We start from the raw sequence: 21,152 nt of genomic DNA on the forward strand, positions 1-21,152 counted from the left end.
CGATCAGCCTAGTAGAGGCGCACCCTTCTGTAACGTGGGACCAGGCACATGCCTGTGGCTCTCGAGGGGGATCGATGTCTCACGCAACGACGTGGCGACCTGCACCGAGGCCCGGTCTCGTGCCTCTGTATCCGTTCGGCTTCGGCACCGCGCTCGGCCGCTCCTTCAGCGTGCTGCGCGGAAATCCGAGGGTCCTGCTGGGCTTCGCGGTCGGCGTGCAGGCGGCCGCGAGCTTCGTCGGGCTGCTCATCCTGGGCGGCGTCTCCTTCCTGATGTTCAGCCGCCTCGCGACGGTGGAGGAGTTCTCCGACGAGTTCGACGCGCTGATGGCGGGTTCCATCGCGGTGACCGCGGTCGTCGGCGTCATCGTCACCCTCGCCCTGAGCGCGCTGAACGTCGTCGTGCAGGGAGTCGTGGTCGCGGAGGTCTCCCGGGCGACCGTCGGCGAGCGGGCGACGCTGCGCGAGCTCTGGGCGATCGTGCGCCCCTCGTTCTGGCGCCTCGTCGGCTACTTCGTGCTGCAGCTGCTGGCGATCCTGGTGGTCGCCTTGGTCGTGGCGGTGCCGGTGATCATCGGCGCGGGCACCGAGCAGTACCTCCTGGCGGCCCTCATCTTCCCGCTTCTGCTGGCGATGATCCCCCTGTGGGCATGGATCGGCACCAAGCTCTATCTCGTTCCCAGCGCGATCGTGCTCGAGGGGATCGGCCCGATCGCCGGCATCCGCCGCTCGTGGCAGCTCACGCGCGGGCGCTTCTGGCCGACGTTCGGCGTGATGGTCCTCATCTCGGTGATCGTGAGCGTCGCATCGAGCATCGTGACCGCGCCGCTGCAGCTCTTCGGCTCGTTCCTGCCCGTCATCGTCATGCCCTTCGGCGAGGGGACCCCGGAGCCGGGCGACTTCGGCGCGGCGCTCGCGACGATGCTCGTCGTCACGATCGTGACGATGGCGCTCCAGCTGCTGGTCTCCGCGATCGGCACGATCGTGACCGGCGCCGGCGGCGCGCTGATGTACATCGACGCCCGGATGCGCCGCGAGGGCCTGGATCTGCGCCTGCAGTCGTACGTCGAGCAGCGCGAGCTGGGGGCATCCGAGCTTCCCGACCCGTGGCCCTACGACCCCGCCTACGCCGCGTACGCCGCGCAGCCCCGCTATGGCGCGCCCGGGCCGGCACAGCCCGGGTACGCGCAGCAGCCGGGTTACCCGCAGCAGCCGCCGCAGGGCTACCCGCAGCAGCCGGGATACCCGCAGCAGCAGCAGCAGTACCCGGGACACCCGGGGCAGCCCCCGTACCCCGCGCCGCCGAGCGCCCCCGCGGCCGAGCAGCACCCGCAGTGGCAGCCGCCGCAGTGGCAGCCCCCGGCCCCGCCGAGCGGCGGCGCGTGATCGCCGTCACGCTGGCGGCGGCGCTGCTGCCCGGTTCGCCCGTGCGGTCGGCGCTCCGGCCGCTCGAGGGCCTCGACCCCGAGCGCGACGAGGCGCGCGAGTGGGCCGAGCGCGAGCTCGCCGATCCCGTCTACGACGCCGCGGAGCCGACCTGGTTCGATCGCATCGCGCAGGCCGTCGGGGAGTTCATCGCGAACCTGCTCACTCCGCGCGGGGATCTCCAGTGGAGCCCGCTGCTCGCCGTCGCGGCGGTCGTCCTCGTGGTCGGCCTCGTCGTCGCGGCCGTGCTGATCTGGGGCCGGCCCCGACTCGCGCACCGCTCGGGCGGCGGCTCGGCTCTGTTGTTCGGCGAGACCGAGACGCGCACCGCCGCCGAGCTGCGCGCCGCCGCCGCGGCCCACGCGACGGCGGGCGAGTGGGACGACGCGATCGTGCTGCGCTTCCGCGCGGTCGCGAGAGCGCTCGAGGAGCGCGGTGTGGTGGAGGCGCCGCCCGGCACGACCGCCCAGGGCCTGGCCCGCCGCGCGCAGCATCCCTTCCCCGCGCACGGCGCCGGGCTCGACGCGGCCGCGCGCGCGTTCGACGACGTGCGGTACCTGCGCCGCCGCGGCACCGCGGAGCTGTACGCGGTCGTCGCCGGGCTCGACGATGACCTGGTGCGCACCACGCCGGTGCGCGCGCCCTCCCCTGTACGCGACGGAGCGCTGGCGTGACGGCGCCGGCACCCGTCCGGAGCGCGGATGCGGCGACGGTCGACGCCGATCCGTTCCACCGTGATGTCGTCGAGCGGAAGAGCCGGCGACGCTCGGCACTCGGGTGGATCGCCCTCGGCGCCGCCGTGCTCGTGCTCGGCGGCGTGCTGTCGCTGTTCGCCGCGCCCGACTGGGTGCAGGCCCCGCCGCTCGACCCGGAGAGCCCGGGGCCCGAGGGCGGCCGCGCGATCGTGCACATCCTGCGCGAACAGGGCGTCGAGGTCGTCGCGACATCGCGCCGCGCCGAGACGGTCGAACGGCTCGACGACGACACGACGCTCGTGCTGACGGATCCGTGGACGCTGTCGGAGGACACGATCCTCGAGCTCGTCGATGCCGCCGGCGACACCGTCGTGCTCGACGCCGACGGCGCCGTCGCCGACCTCCTCGCCCCCGGCAGCGGCTACAGCGGGTACGGCAGCGGGCCGACGCCGCCCGACTGCGACCTCCCCGTCGCGCAGCGCGCGGGCGAGATCGTGCCCGGCCGCGCGTTCTCGGCCCCGTCGGGGACCGAGGGCTGCTACCCCGTGGGCGACGGCTTCGCGCTGCTGCAGGTGCCGGGCGGCGCCGGCACCGTCACGCTGATCGACGGCACGGTGCTGTTCGACAACGAGCACCTCGCCGAGCAGGGGAACGCCGCGCTCGGGCTCGGGCTCATCGGCACCCACGACCGCGTCGTCTGGTACACGCCGTCGCTCGAGGACGCCGAGGACGGCGGCGCCCCGCCGACGCTCGGCGACATGGTGCCGCCGTGGCTCACGCCCGCGATCGCCCTGCTGCTCCTCGCCGGCGCCGCCGCGGCCCTGTGGGGAGGGCGCCGCTTCGGGCCGCTGGTCGCCGAGCGGCTTCCCGTGACCGTGCGCGGCAGCGAGACCCTCGAGGGCCGGGCCCGCCTCTATGCCCGCGCGTCCGAGCCCGCGCACGCCGCCGAGCTGCTCCGCGCGGGAGCCACCGGCCGCATGGCGCGTCGGCTCGGGCTGCCGCCGAACGCCGCCCCGCTCGAGGTCGCCGACGCCGCCGCCGCACGACTCGGAGCGGCGACCTCCGTGACCCGCGCCATCCTGACCCACGTCCCCGCCACCGACGCCGACCTCGCCACCTTCGGCCGCCGTCTCCGCGACCTCGAGGCCGCGGTCGACGCCGCGCGCACCGACGGCCGGGCCTGACCGGCCGACGACCCGCTTCCACCGCCCCGAGAGGATCACCACATGGAGAACCCCGCCGCCGTCCAGACGCCGGTCCCGCAGGCCGGGCAGGAACCGGATGCGCTCCGCCAGTCGATGCACCGCGTGCGCGCCGAGGTCTCGAAGGCCGTCGTGGGGCAGGACGGAGCCGTCAGCGGCCTGCTGATCGCCCTGCTCTCGCGCGGCCACGTGCTGCTGGAGGGAGTCCCCGGCGTGGCCAAGACCCTGCTCGTGCGGGCCTTCAGCCGCGCACTGGGTCTCGACACCAAGCGCATCCAGTTCACGCCCGACCTGATGCCCGGCGACGTGTCGGGCTCGCTCATCTACGACGCGAAGTCGGGCGAGTTCGAGTTCCGCGAGGGGCCGGTGTTCACGAACATCGTGCTCGCGGACGAGATCAACCGCACGCCTCCGAAGACCCAGGCGGCGCTGCTCGAGGCGATGGAGGAGCGGCAGGTCTCGGCGGACGGCGTCACGCGCCCCCTGCCGGATCCGTTCCTCGTCTGCGCGACCCAGAACCCCGTCGAGCACGAGGGCACCTACACGCTGCCCGAGGCGCAGCTCGACCGCTTCCTGCTGAAGCTGCTGATCGACGTGCCTCCGCGCGATGCCGAGGTCGCCGTCCTGCGGCGTCACGCCGACGGCTTCACCCCGCGCGAGCTCGGCGGCATCGCCCCGGTCGTGACCCCGGATGAGATCCGGGCCGCGCAGCGCTCCGCGGCCGCCGTGACCGTGACCGACGACGTGCTCGCGTACGTCGTCGACCTCGCCCGCGCGACCCGCCAGAGCCCCTCGGTGCAGCTCGGGGCGAGCCCGCGCGCCTCCACGGCGCTGCTCGCGGCCGCCAAGGCGTGGGCCTGGCTCGGCGGCTACCCCGCGATCACCCCCGACCACGTGCAGGCGATGCTCGTGCCGGTGTGGCGTCACCGCATCCGGCTGCGCCCCGACGCCGAGATCGAGGGGGTCTCGGTGGACGCGGTGCTGAACTCCGTCGTGCAGCAGACCCCCGTGCCGCTCTGAACCCGGTCGCCCCATGTACGTGACCGCCCTCCTTCCCTGGATCGTCGCCGCCGGGGTGATCCCCCTCGTGCCGCTGACCGCCATGGGGGCGAACCCCTGGCTCGTGGTGCTCGTGTGGCTCGCGCTGTGCGGTGCGCTGGTGACGGTCGACGTGCTCGCGGCCCCGGACCCCCGGGCGCTCGCCCTGGAGCGCACGTTCGGGAACGGAGCGGCCGGCACCCGGATTCCCCGCGTCCGCCTCGGCGAGCGCATCGACGTCCGCGTGCGGCTCGTCAACCGGGGCACGCGGCGCATCCGCGCGACCGTGCGCGACGCGTGGCAGCCGACTGCCGGGGCGCCGTCCGCGCGGCTGCGGTTCGACGTGCCGCCGCACGAGGCTCGCAGCGTGACCGTGCCCCTGCTCCCCCGCCGCCGCGGCGAGCTGCGCAGCGAGTTCGCCGTGATCCGCTCGGCCGGCCCGCTGGGGATCGCGGGCGTGCAGCGGCGGATGGACGTGCCCGGCGCCATCCGCGTCCTTCCCCCTTTCCACTCGCGACGGCACCTTCCCTCGCGCCTCGCGCGGCTGCGCGAGCTCGACGGCAACACAAGCCTGCAGGTGCGCGGCCAGGGCACCGAGTTCGACTCCCTGCGCCTGTACGTGCGCGGCGACGACGTCCGCTCGATCGACTGGCGGGCGACCGCGCGCGCGAGCAGCACGATGCTGCGCACCTGGCGCCCCGAGCGCGACCGGCACGTGGTGATCGTGATCGACACCGGACGCACCGCCGCCACCCGCGTCGGCGATGGCACCCGCCTCGAGGCGTCGTTCGAGGCGGCCCTGCTGCTGGCAGCGCTCGCCGAGCGCGCCGGCGACCACGTGCACCTCGTCGCCTTCGACCGCGTCGTCCGCGCGCGGGTCACCGGCGTCGACGGCACCGCCCTTCTTCCGGCCCTCGTCGACGCCCTCGCGCCGGTGGAGGCCCAGCTCATCGACACCGACTGGGAGGGTACCTTCGGGCAGGCGCGCGCGCTGGCGGCCCACCCGTCGCTGCTGATCGTGCTCACTGCGCAGGAGGCCCCCGAGGCCGCGCGCGGGTTCCTGGGGACGCTGCCGCAGACCGTCCGTGCCGGCACCGTGGTGCTCGTCGGCACCGCGACGGACGCCGACCTCGAGCGCACCGCCCGCGGGCAGGGCACCGGGGGCGGGCCAGGCGACGGGTCGATCGACGAGCTCTACCGCGCCGCCGCCGCGGAGGCCGCGCTGCGCACCGCGGCAAGCGTGAACCGGGCGATCACGCGCGCCGGGGCCGAGGCGCTCGCCGCCTCCCCCGACGACCTGCCCCCGCGCATCGCCGACCGCTACCTCGCCCTGAAGGCCGCAGGCAGGCTGTAGCTCCGCGACCGGCAGCGGCACGGCGGGTTAGATCCCCGTCACATTCCTTGCCGGGTACGCATCCCGCTGGCACCATGCGGACGGGGGGACACGACCGAGAGGAACTCATGACCGATCCGAATCCCGAGCAGCCCGTCGAACCGACGGAGCTCGCTCACACGCCGCCGCCCGCGCCCGCGACCAGCGCGAAGCTCGTGGCCGAGGCGTTCGGCACGCTGCTTCTGGTTCTCGGTGGCGTCGGAACCGCCGTGTTCGCGTCGAACCACTTCGCCGACACTCCCGCGGCCGTGTACACCGCGGTCGCGCTCGCCTTCGGCCTCACGGTCGTCGTGGGCGCCTACGCGTTCGGCCCGATCTCGGGCGGCCACTTCAACCCGGCGGTCACCCTGGGGCTTGCCGCCGCGGGCCGGTTCCCGTGGCGCGAGACCGGCGGCTACATCGTCGCGCAGGTCATCGGCGGAGCGATCGCGACCACCCTGCTCGTGCTGATCGGGCTCTTCGGCCCGGCGAACTGGCTCACTACGGCGCAGGATGCCGGCTTCGCCAGCAACGGCTGGGACGCCCTCTCGCCCGCCGGCTTCGGGCTCGTCGCCGCGATCATCGCCGAGGTGATCCTGACGGGACTGTTCCTGCTGATCATCCTGGGAGTGACGCACCCCACCCGCGGCACGCCGCTCGCCGGCCTCGCGATCGGCCTGTCGCTCGCGCTGATCCACTTCATCAGCATCCCGGTCGACAACACGTCGGTGAACCCGGCCCGCTCGATCGCGACGGCGATCTACGGCGGCGGCGACGCGCTCGCCCAGCTGTGGGTGTTCATCGTGTTCCCGATCGTGGGCGCGCTGCTCGCCGGCTTCGCCTACAAGGCGCTGTTCGACGGCGTGAACCCCGCGCGACCGATCGGCCGCTGAGCGTCCTCCCGGTCGTGGGGCGCGCCGCTCAACGACCGGGAAGGGACCGCAGCGCCTCCACCGCGAGCGCGTGGTCGTCCGCCTCCGGCAGGCCCGACACGGTCACGACGCCGACGATGCCGACGCCGCGCACGCGGATCGGGAACGCCCCGCCGTGGGCGACGTACTCGGTGAAGGGAAGGCCGGTCGCCGCGTTGAAGTCGCCGCCGTGGCGACGTCCGACGAGGTAGGACGAGGCCCCGAACCGGTACACGGTGCGGATCTTCCGCTCGATCCAGGTGTCCATGTCGACCGTGCTTCCCTCTCGCGCGGCGTGGAAGACCTGCTGGGCGCCCTTGCGGATGTCGACAGCCACGGCGAGGTCGCGCTCGGTCGCGAGCCTCATCAGCTCGCGGCCGAGCGCCCAGGCGTCGTCGTAGTCGAACGTCGGCAGGACGAGCTCGCGCTCCTCGTCCTCGAGTCTGCGGATGAGGTCCGTCTCGTTCTGGTTCACGGCTCCAGCATCCCCCATCGCGCGGGCGATGCCGTCCGCCGTCATCCGGAGACGAGCGTTGGGGTCCCCGCCTCGTACTCGGTGAGGTCGCCCGTCTCACCGGCGCGCGCCGCGCGACGGCCGAGGACGAGCATCCAGAACAGCAGCACACCGAGCGCCACCGCGCCGATGCCGATCTTCAGCCACCACGGCCACGGCTGACCGGTGACGAAGCCCTCCACGGCCCCGGCGAGCGCCAGCGCGAACACGAGCCCGATCGCGACGGTCGCGAGCGCCCGCCCCTCAGCGGCGAGCGCGCTCGAGCGCGTCCGCCGCCCGGGCGCGACCCAAGCCCAGAACATGTGGAGTCCGGCCGCCGCGGCGACGAAGATGCACGTCATCTCGAGCAGCCCGTGGGGAAGGATGTACAGGATCATCACGTCGAGCCGGTCGTACGCCGTCATGACGGCGGCCGCGACGCCGAGGTTCGTCGCGTTCTGCACGAGGATGTAGATCGGGAAGATGCCCGTCACACCGAACATCACCGCCTGGGCGGCGATCCACGCGTTGTTCGTCCACACCATGCCTGCGAAGACGGCCGCGGGGTTCTCGGTGTAGTACTCGGTGAACTCGTGCTCGGCGTACTTCTCGAGCTGCGCCTCGGCCCCCAGGGTCGCGACGAGCGCGGGATCGCCCGAGATCCAGGCCCCCGACACCGCCACGACCCCGATGAAGGCGACCGCGATCGCGAGGGTCGTCCAGCGCACACGGTAGAGCGCGGCAGGCAGCTGGTGAAGGAAGAAGCGTGGAAGCTGCCGCAGCACGTTGTCGGATGCGCCGGTGAGCGCAAGCCGCGCGCGCGACAGGATGGTCGACACATGGTCGCCCTGCGGCGTGCGACCGGCCGACGTCTTGATGTCGGCGAGATCCGCGGATGCCGCCTGGTAGCGGGCGATGAGCTCGTCGACCTCCTCGCCGCTCAGCCGCCGGCGCTTCGAGAGATCGTCGAGGCGCGCCCATTCGTCCCGGCGCGCGGTCGTGAGGGCATCGAGGTCCACAGTGATTTACTGTACGCATGTCGACAGGCGCCGTCCCGGGGATGCTTCCCGCCGCGCCGGGCGATCCGGGTATCCGGCCTCCGCTCGCCGGCCGCCCGTCCGCCGTCCGGTCCCGCGTGGTGACGATCGAGCAGGATGAGGTGCTCACCGGAGAGGCGGTGGCCCTCGACGTCCAGCCCGTCGGGCTGATCCTGCGCGTGACGGGAGCGGCGATCGACATCGTCGCGACGGTGATCGTCTACCTGCTGATGCTTCTCGGCCTGTTCAACCTGATGGCCGCCGGGCTGCTGCCCGAGAACGTGCTGTCGATCCTGTCGATCGTCCTGCTCGTTGTGCTGCTCGTGATCGTTCCCGCGACGGTCGAGACCGCCACCCGCGGGCGCAGCCTCGGCAAACTCGCGGTGGGAGCGCGCGTCGTGCGGCTGGATGGCGGCGCGATCTCGTTCCGTCACGCGTTCATCCGGGCGCTCCTCGGCGTGCTCGAGGTGTACATCACGGGCGGTGGTCTCGCGATCCTGGTGGGCATCTTCACGTCGCGCTCGCAGCGCCTCGGCGACCTCGTCGCCGGCACCTATGCCGAGCGGACCCGCACGCCGAGGCTGGTGCCGCAGGAGGTGCCGCTGCCGCAGGGGCTGGAGGCATGGGCGGGAATCGCCGATGTGGGGCGCCTGCCCGATCGCCTCGCGCGCCGCGTGGCGCAGTTCACCTCACGGGGATCAGACATGCACCCGGCGGCGCGCCACCGTCTCGCCCAGGACCTGGCGGCGGAGGTCGCCCCGCACGTGTCGCCGCTGCCGCCGGTCGACCCGGAGACGCTGCTGCGGGCGGTGGTCGCGGTGCGCCGCGGCCGCGAGCTCCACGCGCTCACGACCCGCGCGGATCGCGTCGCCCGCCTCGCGCGCTGACCTCGAGCCGTCCGCCCGGGGGCACAAACGTGCGGCAAACGCACCGAACGAGGTGCGCAAAGGTGCACACGCCGCACGTTTACCCCCCGCCGGGTGCTGAGCGAGCGCCAGCGAGCCGAAGCGACCGCCCTCAAGCCGCCCATCCGTGCGAGCCGTCATCTCGACTCGCTCCGCTCGCTCGATAACCGGGGTGGGCTACACACAGAGGTGCGGCAAACGCACCGAACGAGGTGCGCAAAGGTGCACACGCCGCACGTTTACCCCCCACCGGTTGCTGAGCGAGCGCCAGCGAGCCGAAGCGACCGCCCTCAAGCCGCCCATCCGTGCGAGCCGTCATCTCGACTCGCTCCGCTCGCTCGATAACCGGGGCGTGGTAACGGACCTGTGCCACCCATGTGCGAACGAAGTGAGCGTGGAGCGAAGCGACCAACGCAGCGCGAAGCGCTGCCGCAGCGGAGCGTCAGCGACGTTGCCTCGCTCGCAAGGGCGCCGCTTGCGGCCCCGAAGCGTGCGAGCCGCTTCTGAAAAGAACTGCGAAGCGACCAACGCAGCGCGAAGCGCTGCCGCAACGGAGCGCCAGCGACGGTGCCTCGCTCGCCGAGTGGCGGCGCGGAGCGTCGCCCGAGCGCGTGCGAGCCGCTTCTAAACAGACAGCGTCGCGTGCCGCACGACCGTCCAGCCCTGGGGCACGGAGAGGCGGTCGGTGTGGATGGCGCAGAGGTCGTGGGCGTGCGGGTCGTTGGCGGCGCCCAGAGGTCCGACGGCCGCCATCTGGTCGCCGTAGTCATAGGTCAGGGTGGTCACTGCCTCGCGGGCACAACCCACCTTCGAGCACACTCTCTCACGCATCGGTTCAAGGCTACGTCGGGCCGGCCTCGGGCGGCGACGCCTCGCCGAGGGTGCCCGGAAGCGGGTCAGAAGAAGCGGTAGCGGTCGGGTCCGAGGTCCCACGGGTCGCAGTCGAGGTAGTCGGCCGCGGCGCGGAAGACCTCGCCCTCGATCATCATGCGGCGCTCGTTCTCGTCGACCCGGTGGAGCCGGTTCAGCCGTTCGATCGGGATGCGGTAGAGCACGATCCGCTTGCGTTCGCGGTCGGCGGTCCAGCGCGGGATGCCGTCGGCGTCGGCCTCCCGCGGCAGGCGTCCGATCTCGAAGCTGACGTCCCGCAGCTCGGGCCAGGCGCCGCGGAGGTATTCGGCGGCGGCTCCGACGGAGACGTCGAAGCGCTCGATGCGCGTGTCGATGGGCGGCAGCGGCGGGCGGACGACGGGGCTGCGTCCGACGCGCCCGTGGCGGCCGTGCCGCGCGGCGCGGGCGCCAGAAGCGGGGCGCCGCGACCGTCCCCAGAGAGCCATGTCACCAGCCTACGCAGGATCGCGCGGCCCACTCGACGGGGCGCGGATGCGGCGGAGTCGCTACGGGTAGACGACGACGGGACGCGGGTGGGCGGCGTCCGGCCAGACGGCGATGGATGCGACGGCGGAGTCGTTCGCGAATCCGATCGCGGCGTGGACGGGGGCGCCCTGCGGGTCGATCGTGTAGAGCTTGTCGGCCGTGACGTCGATGACCGCCGATGTTCCCGCGGCGATGGCGATGTCCTGCGGCTCGTCGCCGAGCCCGGCGACGGACACGGTGATGTCCTCCGCGGCGGGGTTCGCGATGCTGATCGCCGCGTCGTCCCCCGGCGGAACGGCGACGAGCGTCGCGTCGGAGAACGCGGGTGCCGCGGTGTTCCAGGCGAAGTCGGCCCCGGCGCCGAAGCCGGTCGTCTGCCACGCCGCCGCGACAACCGGCTCGGCGGCATGGATGCTGACGGTGTACGCACCCTCGTCGAGCACGCCGAGATCCTGCTCGATCGGGGCCCCGGCGGTGAGTTCGACGGGGATCGGGTCGCCGACGGGCGTTCCCTCCTCGGCGTCGGTCACCGTGACGGTGGCGGTCGTGTCGGACTCGGAGAGCAGCCGCACGATGGCGGACGCCCCCTCGGTGCCGGCCGCGTCGCCGACGACGCGGAGGCCCGGGATGACCTGGTCGAGCGCCGGGCGGACCGCCGACTGCGTGTCGACCCCGCCGGGCTCGAGCGTGCGGATGAGGCTCGACTGCAGGCTCGTGCGCACGGGCGCGCCAGTGGCGGTGATGCGCAGCACGGGGCTCTGCTCGCCGCCCGCGAGGCCGGCGAGCGGGAGCGCGACCTGCGTGCGCGCCGGGATCGGCACCGCCTCGGCTCCCGGGGGTGTGACCGGGCCGGTGGCGCCGTAGACGGTGACCTGGACGGTGGCGTTGACGTCTCCGGGGTTCGCCAGCAGCAGGATGCCCGTGGTGCCGGTCTCGGTGTCGCCGCCGGCGATCCACGACTCCATCTGCGGCGGGCGGCAGGCCGACGCGGTGAAGCCCGCCATGTCGGTGTCGGCGAGGCTCGCGGAGGACGCGGCCGCGGCCGACACCGCCTCGCGCCCGTCGGGCCGCTGCACGTAGCGCGTCGCGGCGGCCTCGCCCTCGATGGTCGGCTGCGCGAGCGCATCCGATCCCGGCTCGTCTCCGCGGTCGTTGCCGACGGTCACGGCGCCCGGTCGTGCGACCGACAGGGCGGACGCCTCCTCCGCGGAGCGGCCGAGGGCGAGCACGGGCCCGTCGCACGCGAGCACGGTCTCGGCGGGCGCGGGCGTGATCTCGAGCATGCGAGGCGGTGTGGAGACCGCGGGCCACGGCAGCGCGGCCGCGGCCGTCACCCCGGCCACCGCGGCGACGGCGGTGACGGCGCCGAGGATCACCCGCACTCCGAGCGCGCGCTGCGCCCCGGTGATCCTGATGTGACGGATCCTCACGCGTCCACCTCCTCGTAGCCACGTCCGACGACGCGCGGCGCCCGGCGCGACTCGCGCCGGGACGCGAACGTCGGCACGGCAAGCAGCAGCGCGATGAGCAGGGCGATCGCCTGACCGGTCGCGATCGTGCCCGCGGTCGCGCGGTCGCGCTCATCCAGGGCGGGCCTCGGAGCGGGGTCGGCGTCGAGGCGCCACAGCACTCCCTTGGCCGTCTCGCCCACGCGCACGAACCCGGGGCGCTGGTCGATCGCCGTGATCGCGTCGAGACGGCGCGTGCGGGCGGCATCCGTCTCGGTGGGCGACGTGTCTCCCGCACTCAGCAGCACGAAGCGCACGCCGACGTCGCTGAGGCGCTCCTGCACCTCGCCCGAGCTCGCGGCGACGAGGTCGCCCGCGATCTCGGCGAGAGTGCGGTCGCCGTCGTCGATCGCCTGGTCCGTGGCCTGCAGCGTCGACTGACCACCGAGGGTCTCGCTCGCGCCCCACACCAGCTGCGCGGCGACGCCGCCATCCGGCTGCGCGGTGAGTACAAGCGTGCCGAGGTCGTGCTCGTCGGCGGCGCGTGCGGTCACATACGCGGGCAGGGTCGACGCGGGGCCGTTGGTGAGCTGCGCCTCCTCGCGCGCGACCGAGGTCAGCGGCGGGACGGCGACGATGGCGACGCCCAGCACGGCGACGACCGAGGCGAGGCGTGCGAGGCTTCGTCGGCGCAGGCCGGCGTCGAGTGTGACGGCGGCGGCCGCCACGGCGCCGAGCCAGCCGAGGCTCAGGCCCGTCCCCGGCCAGACCGGCACGGGCGAGGACTGGCTGACCGCGACCTGCACGCCCGTCACGAGGTGCGCCCCGATCAGGCCGACCGCGGCGACGACGATCGCGCCGACGCCGGCGCGCCAGCGGGGCGTCATCGGCGCGACGATCCCGAGGATCCCGACCGGCAGGAGCAGCAGGGGCACCCACGCCGCCGTCGCCTCGATGCCGAGCCAGGCGAGCATTGCGCCCCAGCCGCCCGGGTCGGCCCCGGGGAATCCGGCGGCGAGCAGCAGCGGGCTTGCGGGGTCGCCGCCGTTCCAGGCACGGCCAGGATCGGCGAGCAGGGCCCACGGCGTGCCGCGCGAGATCTGCGCCTGCACGAGCGGGAGGAAGAACACGGCGCTCGGGATGACCACCCACAGCACGCGCGCGAAGCCGCGCCGGATGCGGAACGCGATGGCGAGCAGCAGCATCAGCACCCACAGCACGGCGAGGGCGGGGGCGAGCGACGGCGCGCACGCGAGGACGGCGATGAGCAGGATGGACGCCGCCCCGGACGCGCCCCAGGAGCGATGCGCCACCGATGCGGTGTAGAGCAGCCACGGCAGCAGCAGATGAAGCAGCACGGCCGCGGGGCGCCCCTCGACCAGGGCCGCCAGGAAGGTCGGGGCGAGCGCCCACAGGATGCCCGCCGTCGCGCGGACGCCGGACCTGTCGGACACGCGGGTCGCGGCGAACCATCCGCCGAGCACGGCGAGCGGCAGCGCGAGCACCCACAGCACGACCAGCGCGAACGAGGGGCTGGCGGGCCACAGCGAGCCGAGCACCGCAATCACCGCGGCGAAGGGATCGGCAGGCGACACGACATCCAGCCCGGTCGCCCGCGGCCCGTAGGCGGCGTCGGCCCAGAGGCCGGCGAGCGTGTCGCGCAGCGGCAGCAGCCCGCCGCCGCCGAGCACGGGCCAGGCGAGCAGCGGCAGGAAGGCGGCGACCGAGACGACCAGCGCGGCGAGCACGGTCCAGGCGCCGCCGCCCGAGAAGAACCGCAGCTCGCGCCGGATGACCGGCTCGCCGCCGTCCGGATCCTGATGTTCGCGCAGCTGCGCGCGTGTCGCCCGCAGCGGGGTGATCTGCGCCCACGATCCGGTGCGGAACCTGCGGATCTCCCGGCGCGAGCGCGCGACGGCCCCCAGGCGCGCCATCACCGTGACGGCGGCGGCCCATTCGGCCGGCACGCGCGCCGGCGCCTTCGCGACGAGGTGAAGCAGCGTCCGCCACAGCGCGAGCGGCAGCAGCGACAGCCAGTGAAGCGGCACGGCCCAGGCGGGGGCGTAGGCGAGTCGCCGGTGGAGCTGGGCGGTGCGCACGGCGTACGCCTGCGCCATGGGGCGCTGCGAGACGCCCGCCATGCCGGCGACCGGGGCGTGGACGCGCGCGCCGGGGGCGAGCGCCACTCGGCGGCCGCCGAGCCGCGCACGCACGCCCATGTCGAGCCCCTCGTCGGCGCCGGCGAGCGCCGGGTCGGGAAGCAGGTGCGCGCGCGCGTCGCTGCGCAGCAGGACGCCGCGGACGTCCGTTCCGAGGACGTCGTCGTCGCCGTCGTGCTGCCCCTGGTCGTATTCGCCGCCGGCGAGGGCGACGGTGCGGCCGAAGCGGGTCATGCTGACGCCGAGGGAGACGATGACGGAGGGGTCCCGCGCGTCGACGAGCTTCGGCGCGGCGATCGCGACGGACGGCGCGCGCTCGAGTGCGGCGGACAGCGCCGCGAGGGTGCCCGGCTCGGGCTGCGTGTCGTGGGCGAGCAGCCACACGGCACGCCCCTCGGGCACGCGGCCGGCGGCGAGCCGCACGGCGGAGGCGAAGGAGGTGCCTGCGGGGGCCTCGATCGCGCCCTCGGCGCCGGACGAGTCGATGAGGGCGCGGAGCTTCTGCGCCGAGCCGCACACGACGACGGTCAGGGCGTCGACGGGACGCTCCTGCGCGCGCAGGGCGGCGAGGGTGCGCTCGAGCTGGGCGGCGGCTTCGGGTGTGGCGCGCGCGACGAGGATGGCGTGGACGGCGGGGGGCATGTCGCGGGCAACTCTAGGTCGCCGTCACTCCCGATCCGGCGCCACGCGCCGATGACCGAGGGATTGCTAAGCGACCCCGCGCTTGAGCTTGCGGCGCTCGCGCTCGCTGAGGCCGCCCCAGATGCCGAAGCGCTCGTCGTTCTGGAGCGCGTACTCGAGGCACTGGGTGCGCACGTCGCATGAGGTGCAGATGCGCTTGGCGTCGCGGGTCGAGCCGCCCTTCTCAGGGAAGAAGGCCTCGGGGTCGGTCTGCGCGCAGAGCGCGTCGCTCTGCCAGGCGAGGGCGCTGTCCTCTTCGGGCTGCGGCGTGCGGACGCCGGGGACGCCCAGGCTCACCGGATCGACGAACCAGTTGTCCGGAACGCCGGAACGGTACTGCGATGAGGACATTTCGCTCTCCCACTCCTTCAGGCCCGACGGGACGACGTGGAAGTAATTACACCCGTGTCATTCGCAAAGATCAAGCCGCAGATCGTAAAGCCTCAACCGAGACATGAACCTTCATTGAGCCCCGTCGGCGTGTCGCGCCCGGCGTGTCGCGCCGATTCAGGCCGCGGCGGTCGCCTGCCTGCCGGCCTCCGCGTCGGCGGATCCGGGCTGGGCGATGAACGCCTCCCCCTCCCCCGTGATCCGCAGCTCGGGCTCGTCCGGCGTCGCGAACACGGCGCGGCCGGGGGTGAGCTCGACGGCCGCTCCCGCGCCCTCGACGACCACGGCGCCCTGCGTCGCGAGCACGATGACCGGACCGGACGGCCGGATCACCGCGGGCGACGCGCCGGACACCCGCGCGCGCATCAGGGCGAAGTCGGGCACGTCCGCGGGGAACGCCTCGACACCGCGCGCGCCGTCGCCGGCCGACACGGGCAGCACGACCGGCACGGGGCCGGGCGTCGGGTCGAGGATGCGCAGCAGCTCGTCGACGTCGATCCGCTTGGGCGTGAGGCCGCCGCGCAGCACGTTGTCGCTTGCGGCCATCAGCTCCACGCCGAGGCCGGCCACGTAGGCGTGCAGCATGCCGGCGCGCAGAAACACGCTCTCGCCGTGATGCAGCACGACGTAGTTCATGAGGAGCGCCACGACGACGCCGGGATCGCCGGGGTACCAGAACGCGAGTCGGCGCGCGTTGGCGAGCTCGGCGGCGAACTCGGTGGACTGCGCGTCCGCGAGCGCCGCCACGATCGCGTCGACGACCTCCTGGGCGTCCCCGGACAGCAGCCAGCCGATCGCGGCGGCGAGGCCGTCCTCGTCCGTCAGCCGGCGGCGCAGCGGGTCGGCAGCCTCGCCGAGCGACTCGAGAAGGCGGCGCGTCGCGTCGAGCTCGCGCAGGCCGCAGAGGGCCTCGAACCGGTCGGACAGCGCGACGATCATCTCGGGCTTGTGGTTGTCGTCGGCGTAGTTCCGCGCCGCGCCCTCCGGCAGCTGCGACTCCCGCGCGAACGCCTCCTCGGCCTGGGCCTTCGAGGGGTGGACCTGGATGGACAGCACCGAGGATGCGGCAAGCAGCTTCAGCAGGTACGGCAGCCGGCCGTCGACGCCGTGGGCGGCGCCCTTGTCGGCGATCCAGCGGTCGAGCGTGAGGCCCGATCCGTCGTCGAGCTCCGACGGGTCGGACGGGTGGTCGCCGAACCAGATCTCGGCCTCGGGGTCTGCGGCCTCCGGGCGTCCCTGGAGGGCGGCGATCAGGGAGCGGGACCCCCAGGCGTAGTCACGCGGGGCGTTGGTGATGGGTACGAGCACGACCCCAGGTTATGCCTCGGGGTCACGGTAGCCTGGGAGGCACAATGGCCCAGATCACGCGGTATACGTCAGATACGCCTCCGGTCGCTCCGGAGCGCGAGGCCACGAGCCATCAGCTGCTGCGCGCGTATGCCGCATTCGTGATGTTCTCCGGGTTCGCCCACTCCGCGTGGTGGAACCTGCTGGGTCAGGCGGGCGCCGCCGTGGTGCTGGCGCTGACGACGGCCGCATCGATCGCGATGTGGGTGCCCCTCATCCGGCGGCACGGGCTGCGCTGGCGCCGGCTGCCGTGGATCGCCCTCGCGTACGTCGCGTGGGCGCTCGTGTCGGTGCTGTGGTCAAGCTGGCCGGGGGCCACGCTGCTGACCTGGACGCTGCTCGCCGCCGGCACCCTGCAGGGCCTGTTCTTCGCGCACGTGCTCACGTGGCACGAGCTGCTGCGGGCGCTGGATGTCGCCCTGAAGTGGGTCATGGGGCTGTCGATCGCGATCGAGCTGTGGGTCGCGCTCGTGCTGCGCCATCCGCTGCTGCCGAACTTCGTCTCCCCGCCGGAGGGCTTCGACCCGCACTGGTACTGGGTGCGCGGTCAGATCTTCGACGCCCTCATCGGCGAGCGCATCCAGGGCATCGTCGGCAACGCGAACTACCTCGGCGTGCTGTGCGTTCTCGCCTTCATCGTGTTCGCGATCCGTCTTGCGACGCACCCGCCGTACGCCGCGATGCAGACGGTCTGGATCGCGCTGACCGCCGTGCTGTTCGTGCGCTCGGGCTCGGCGACGGCGCTCGGGGCCTTCGCGGGGGCGTTCATGGTGCTCCTCGCCGTGCTCGTGATGCGCCGCGCGCGCACCGCCGGCGAGCGCACCCGCCGCTACCTGCTCTTCGCCGGGGTCGGCGCCGTCGGCGCGGTGTTCGTGTTCTCCCTCTGGGACCGCGTGCTCGGGATGCTCGGCCGCGACGGCTCGCTGACCGGTCGCGACGAGATCTGGAGCACCGTCTGGGAGCGGGCGATCATGCATCCGGTCCACGGCAACGGGTTCTCGAGCCCGTGGGTTCCGTGGGAGGACGCGTTCGACGGCTGGATCGTCGACCACGGCCTGTCGGTCTTCCACGCGCACAACATGTGGCTCGACGTGTTCTTCCAGCTCGGCGCGATCGGCGTGATCCTCGTGTTCGTCGCCTACGCCGCGATGACCTGGCGCGCGTGGTTCTTCGCGGTCGACCGGCCCCGCTGGGATCTCGACGCCGACCGCCCGTTCTCGCCCGTGTCGATGCTCCCCCCGCTCATCGTGGCGACGCTGCTCGTGCAGGGTCTGACCGAGTCCGGGCCGATCATGCTGTGGGGCTGGACCCTCCTCGTGCTGTTCTCGTTCAAGATGAAGCTCGCCCCGATCGTGGGCGTCGGGGCCGACGCGCCCGCGGGGGATCCCTCGCGATGACGCCCGCCGGCGGAACGCCGGGTTGGCTCATCCGGCTGCTGCAATCCGCCGATTTCGCGCGCGCCTTCACGGTCGCCGCCCTGGGCGCGGGGTTCGCCGCGATGCTGATCGGGCGGACGGCGGGGCCGGTCACCCTGGTCACGATCGTCGTCGCGCTCGACGTGATCGGCGTGGCGATCCTGATCGCACGGCGCGACGAGCTGACCCTGCTGCGCTTCGCGCCGACGAGCCTGCTGGCGTTCCTGGCGTGGACGCTCGCCAGCGTCGTGTGGACGTTCGACGAGGCGTCCACCCTCTCGGGATGGCTCGAGCTGTTCGGCTGGGGCCTGCTCGCCCTCGTGATCGCCCATGTGCGCGACACGCTGCAGACGGTGCGGGCCCTCGGCGACGTGCTGCGCTGGCTCCTCGGTCTCTCGCTCGGCGTGGAGATCCTGGCGGGCATCCTGCTCGACATCCCGATCCCATTCCTCGGCGTCGCGGGCGACATCGCCGCCGGCGGACCGGTGCAGGGAGTGTTCGGCACGCGCAACATGCTCGGGTTCGTCGCCGTCATGGCGCTGATCACGTTCGCCGTCGAATGGCTGACGCAGTCGATCTCGCGGAGGCTGTCGGTGTTCTCGCTGACCCTCGCCGGGCTGCTGGCGGTGCTGTCGGCCTCCCCCACGGTGCTCGTGCTGGCCGCGTCCGTCGCCGTCGCGACGCTCGCGCTGGGCCTCGTGCGCCGCGCGGCGCCCGACCAGCGGCGGCGGACGCAGGTCGCGGTCGCCACCGTCACGATCGTCGTGCTCGCCGCCTGCTGGGTGCTGCGGCACCGGATCATCCGCCTGCTGGATGCGGCATCCGACTTCTCCGTGCGTGCCGACCTGTGGAACCTGATCCTCGACTGGGTCCGCCCGCGCCCGGTGCAGGGCTGGGGCTGGCACGGCGTATGGCATCACGGGCCGGGCGATCGCGAGCCGTACCCGTTCAACGTGATCAACTTCACGCTCGACGACACGCACGCCTCGGCGCTGAATGCGTACTTCGACGTGCTGATCCAGGTGGGCTGGGCGGGGCTGCTGCTGTTCGGTGCGCTGTGCGCCGTGGCGATGGTGCGCTCCTGGCTCGTCGCCGGCTCGCGGCGCTCGGTGGTGCACGCCTGGACGCCGCTCATGCTGGTCGCCCTGCTCGTCGACTCGATGTTCGAGAGCTTCACCCTGACGGGCCTCGGCTGGATGATGCTCGTGGTGTGCGCGGTGCGCGCCGGGCAGTCGCGCTCGTGGCGCGAGCGCATCCGCGACCTGGCCGACGCCGGGGGATCCCAGGATCCCTTTACTCGTCCGGGGTAGGCTCGTCTGCGGTCCATCGCCCTCGATCGTTCGGAGCAACCACGTGCCGCATGTCCTCCAGAACGTGGTCTTCCCCCTCGACCGCGACCCCGATCTGATCCCTCTGTACTTCGACGCCGACACCTGGTCGGTCATCGATGACGAGGCGGTCCGGGTGACCGAGCACGCGCGGCTCGGCGACGTTCTTGGACGCGGTTCCATGGTGGTCAAGCCGAGTCGCCGCGTCTCGTTCGCGTCGTACTTCAACGCGTTCCCCGCCTCCTACTGGCAGCACTGGACGAGCGTGCGCTCCATCCGCCTCACCGTGCGGACCTCCGGATCGGGCACCGTGCTCGTGTACCGCTCGAACGGCGCCGGCGTCGCCCAGCGCATCGACACGCGCGAGGTGGATGACGCGGCCGAGTCGACCTTCGACATCCCGCTCACGCAGTTCAGCGACGGCGGCTGGATCTGGTTCGACCTCGTCGCCGACGACACACCGCTGACGCTCGAGCGCGGCGAGTGGAGCACCGAGCACGAGCCCGTCCGCACCGGCAAGGCGTCGCTCGGCATCACGACGTTCAACAAGCCGAACTACTGCGTCGACACCCTCACGGCCCTCGGCGAGGCGCCCGAGCTGCTCGAGCTCGTCGACCGCGTGTTCCTCGTCGACCAGGGAACGCGCAAGGTCGCCGACGAAGAGGGCTTCGACGCCACCCACGCCGCCCTCGGCGAGAAGCTGCAGGTCATCGACCAGCCGAACCTCGGCGGCTCGGGCGGCTTCGCGCGCGCGATGCTCGAGTCGCTCGACAGGCCCGAGAGCGACTTCGTCCAGCTGCTGGACGACGATGTGCGGATCGAGCCGGAGTCGATCCGACGCTCGATCCTGTTCGCGCGCTACACGACGACGCCGATGCTCGTCGGCGCGCATATGTTCGACCTGCTCGACCGCCCGCGCCTTCACGCGTGGGCCGAGGTGGTCGACGAGGTGCCCTTCATGTGGCGGAACCTGTTCCAGGACCGGATGCCGCACGATTTCCGGCGCGCGAACCTGCGCCAGTCTCCGCTGCTGCACATGCGCATGGACGCCGACTACAACGGCTGGTGGATGTGCCTGATCCCGCTGGACGTCATCCGCCAGGTCGGTCTCGCCCTTCCGGCGTTCATCAAGTGGGACGACGCGGAGTTCTGCCTGCGCGCCCGCGAGGCCGGCTTCCCCACCGTGTCACTGCCCGGTGTGGCGCTGTGGCACGTGTCCTGGGTGGGCAAGGACGACTCGATCGACTGGCAGGCGTACTTCCACGCCCGCAACCGCATCGTCGCGGGCCTGCTCCACTCCGGCGTGCCCCGCGGCGGCCGCCTCATCCGGCACAGCCGACGGGTCGACCTGAAGCACCTGATGATGATGCAGTACTACCCCGTCGCCCTGCGGGCGCGTGCCCTGCGCGACGTCCTGCGCGGGCCGCAGCACCTGTGGGAGACGCTGCCGACCGCGATGCCGGATGCGCGCGCCCTCGCGGCCCGCTTCCCCGAGACCGCGGTCCACACCGATCCCGAGACGGTCCTCCACTCGCGGCGCGGCCGCCAGGTGTTCCCTCCCGGCGAGCCGACCGACACCCCGTCCGGGCTGCGACTGCGCACCTTCACTGCGCGCACCCTGCTCGCCCACCTGCTGCACAAGCCGAACCCCGCGAACCTCGAGACCCCCGAGGTCGAGTTCGGCAAGAACGACGCGCACTGGTGGCGTCTGCCGCACTTCGACAGCGCGCTCGTCAGCGCCGCCGACGGCTCGGGCAAGAACATCTACACGCGGGACCGCCGCCGCTTCCGGCACATGCTGCGGGACTCGGTCCTGCTGCACCGCCGACTCGAGCGGGAATGGCCCCGTCTGGCGAAGGAGTACCGCGACGCGCTTCCGCAGCTCGTCGCGGCGGAGAGCTGGCGCGGCGTGCTGAAGGGCGGCGAATGA

The 21,152-nt window shown here is 73.2% G+C and carries 18 protein-coding genes; 10 read left to right on the forward strand and 8 right to left on the reverse strand.

What is annotated here, in order from left to right; all coding sequences use genetic code 11:
- Window positions 1–119 precede the first annotated feature (119 nt).
- The 6 genes from ABD161_RS01985 to ABD161_RS02010 all read left to right on the forward strand — a co-directional run bounded on the left by ABD161_RS01985 (window position 120) and on the right by ABD161_RS02010 (window position 6,624).
- On the forward strand, window positions 120–1,385 hold the full coding sequence (locus ABD161_RS01985; protein WP_343999207.1) for a DUF7847 domain-containing protein: 1,266 nt from the start codon (window positions 120–122) through the stop codon (window positions 1,383–1,385).
- Entirely contained in the window at window positions 1,334–2,098 is a 765-nt protein-coding gene (locus tag ABD161_RS01990) for a DUF4129 domain-containing protein (RefSeq protein WP_343999209.1), read from the forward strand. The genes ABD161_RS01985 and ABD161_RS01990 overlap by 52 nt, the downstream gene beginning before the upstream one ends.
- The gene (locus ABD161_RS01995; RefSeq protein ID WP_343999211.1) at window positions 2,095–3,303 is read left to right on the forward strand and encodes a DUF4350 domain-containing protein; all 1,209 of its coding nucleotides are present in this window, start codon (window positions 2,095–2,097) and stop codon (window positions 3,301–3,303) included. Before ABD161_RS01990 ends, ABD161_RS01995 begins: the two co-directional genes overlap by 4 nt.
- A gap of 42 nt (window positions 3,304–3,345) precedes the next feature.
- A complete protein-coding gene (locus ABD161_RS02000) occupies window positions 3,346–4,341 on the forward strand; it encodes an AAA family ATPase (RefSeq protein ID WP_343999213.1) in 996 nt (331 codons plus the stop codon).
- Window positions 4,342–4,354: 13 nt separating this feature from the next.
- A complete protein-coding gene (locus ABD161_RS02005; protein ID WP_343999215.1) occupies window positions 4,355–5,713 on the forward strand; it encodes a DUF58 domain-containing protein in 1,359 nt (452 codons plus the stop codon).
- Between the two features lie 107 nt (window positions 5,714–5,820).
- A complete protein-coding gene (locus tag ABD161_RS02010) occupies window positions 5,821–6,624 on the forward strand; it encodes an aquaporin (RefSeq protein ID WP_343999217.1) in 804 nt (267 codons plus the stop codon).
- A 28-nt stretch (window positions 6,625–6,652) separates the two neighbouring features.
- On the opposite strand, the gene ABD161_RS02015 is transcribed toward ABD161_RS02010, so the two are convergent.
- Window positions 6,653–7,117, reverse strand: coding sequence for a heme-degrading domain-containing protein (locus tag ABD161_RS02015; protein WP_343999219.1), 465 nt, complete (start codon window positions 7,115–7,117; stop codon window positions 6,653–6,655).
- Window positions 7,118–7,158: 41 nt separating this feature from the next.
- The gene (locus tag ABD161_RS02020; RefSeq protein ID WP_343999221.1) at window positions 7,159–8,154 is read right to left on the reverse strand and encodes a stage II sporulation protein M; all 996 of its coding nucleotides are present in this window, start codon (window positions 8,152–8,154) and stop codon (window positions 7,159–7,161) included.
- 17 nt (window positions 8,155–8,171) lie between these two features.
- On the opposite strand from ABD161_RS02020, the gene ABD161_RS02025 reads away from it, so the two are divergent.
- The gene (locus ABD161_RS02025) at window positions 8,172–9,059 is read left to right on the forward strand and encodes an RDD family protein (protein WP_343999223.1); all 888 of its coding nucleotides are present in this window, start codon (window positions 8,172–8,174) and stop codon (window positions 9,057–9,059) included.
- A gap of 642 nt (window positions 9,060–9,701) precedes the next feature.
- Here ABD161_RS02025 and ABD161_RS02030 read toward each other — a convergent pair.
- The 6 genes from ABD161_RS02030 to manA all read right to left on the reverse strand — a co-directional run bounded on the left by ABD161_RS02030 (window position 9,702) and on the right by manA (window position 16,440).
- On the reverse strand, window positions 9,702–9,908 hold the full coding sequence (locus ABD161_RS02030; protein ID WP_343999225.1) for a DUF3499 family protein: 207 nt from the start codon (window positions 9,906–9,908) through the stop codon (window positions 9,702–9,704).
- A 65-nt stretch (window positions 9,909–9,973) separates the two neighbouring features.
- Entirely contained in the window at window positions 9,974–10,414 is a 441-nt protein-coding gene (locus ABD161_RS02035; RefSeq protein ID WP_343999227.1) for a hypothetical protein, read from the reverse strand.
- 60 nt (window positions 10,415–10,474) lie between these two features.
- On the reverse strand, window positions 10,475–11,884 hold the full coding sequence (locus ABD161_RS02040; RefSeq protein ID WP_343999229.1) for a DUF5719 family protein: 1,410 nt from the start codon (window positions 11,882–11,884) through the stop codon (window positions 10,475–10,477).
- Window positions 11,881–14,703 carry a glycosyltransferase gene (locus ABD161_RS02045; RefSeq protein WP_343999231.1) on the reverse strand — a complete coding sequence of 941 codons (2,823 nt, stop codon included), beginning with the start codon at window positions 14,701–14,703 and terminating at the stop codon, window positions 11,881–11,883. The genes ABD161_RS02040 and ABD161_RS02045 overlap by 4 nt, the downstream gene beginning before the upstream one ends.
- A 66-nt stretch (window positions 14,704–14,769) precedes the next feature.
- Window positions 14,770–15,093 (reverse strand): WhiB family transcriptional regulator, encoded by a 324-nt coding sequence (locus ABD161_RS02050; protein WP_343999234.1) that lies wholly within the window; start codon window positions 15,091–15,093, stop codon window positions 14,770–14,772.
- A 156-nt stretch (window positions 15,094–15,249) separates the two neighbouring features.
- Complete coding sequence (gene manA, locus ABD161_RS02055; protein ID WP_343999236.1) at window positions 15,250–16,440, reverse strand: mannose-6-phosphate isomerase, class I; 1,191 nt, start codon at window positions 16,438–16,440, stop codon at window positions 15,250–15,252.
- A gap of 44 nt (window positions 16,441–16,484) precedes the next feature.
- On the opposite strand from manA, the gene ABD161_RS02060 reads away from it, so the two are divergent.
- Genes ABD161_RS02060 through ABD161_RS02070 form a run of 3 tightly spaced genes read left to right on the forward strand, consistent with a single transcriptional unit; the run spans window position 16,485 to window position 21,152 of the window.
- Complete coding sequence (locus tag ABD161_RS02060; protein WP_343999238.1) at window positions 16,485–17,876, forward strand: O-antigen ligase family protein; 1,392 nt, start codon at window positions 16,485–16,487, stop codon at window positions 17,874–17,876.
- Window positions 17,873–19,204, forward strand: a complete 1,332-nt coding sequence (locus ABD161_RS02065; RefSeq protein WP_343999240.1) for an O-antigen ligase family protein — start codon at window positions 17,873–17,875, stop codon at window positions 19,202–19,204. The genes ABD161_RS02060 and ABD161_RS02065 overlap by 4 nt, the downstream gene beginning before the upstream one ends.
- 43 nt (window positions 19,205–19,247) lie before the next feature.
- The gene (locus ABD161_RS02070; protein WP_343999242.1) at window positions 19,248–21,152 is read left to right on the forward strand and encodes a glycosyltransferase; all 1,905 of its coding nucleotides are present in this window, start codon (window positions 19,248–19,250) and stop codon (window positions 21,150–21,152) included.

The sequence above is a fragment of the Microbacterium paludicola genome (assembly GCF_039529675.1).
Classification (GTDB): domain Bacteria; phylum Actinomycetota; class Actinomycetes; order Actinomycetales; family Microbacteriaceae; genus Microbacterium; species Microbacterium paludicola.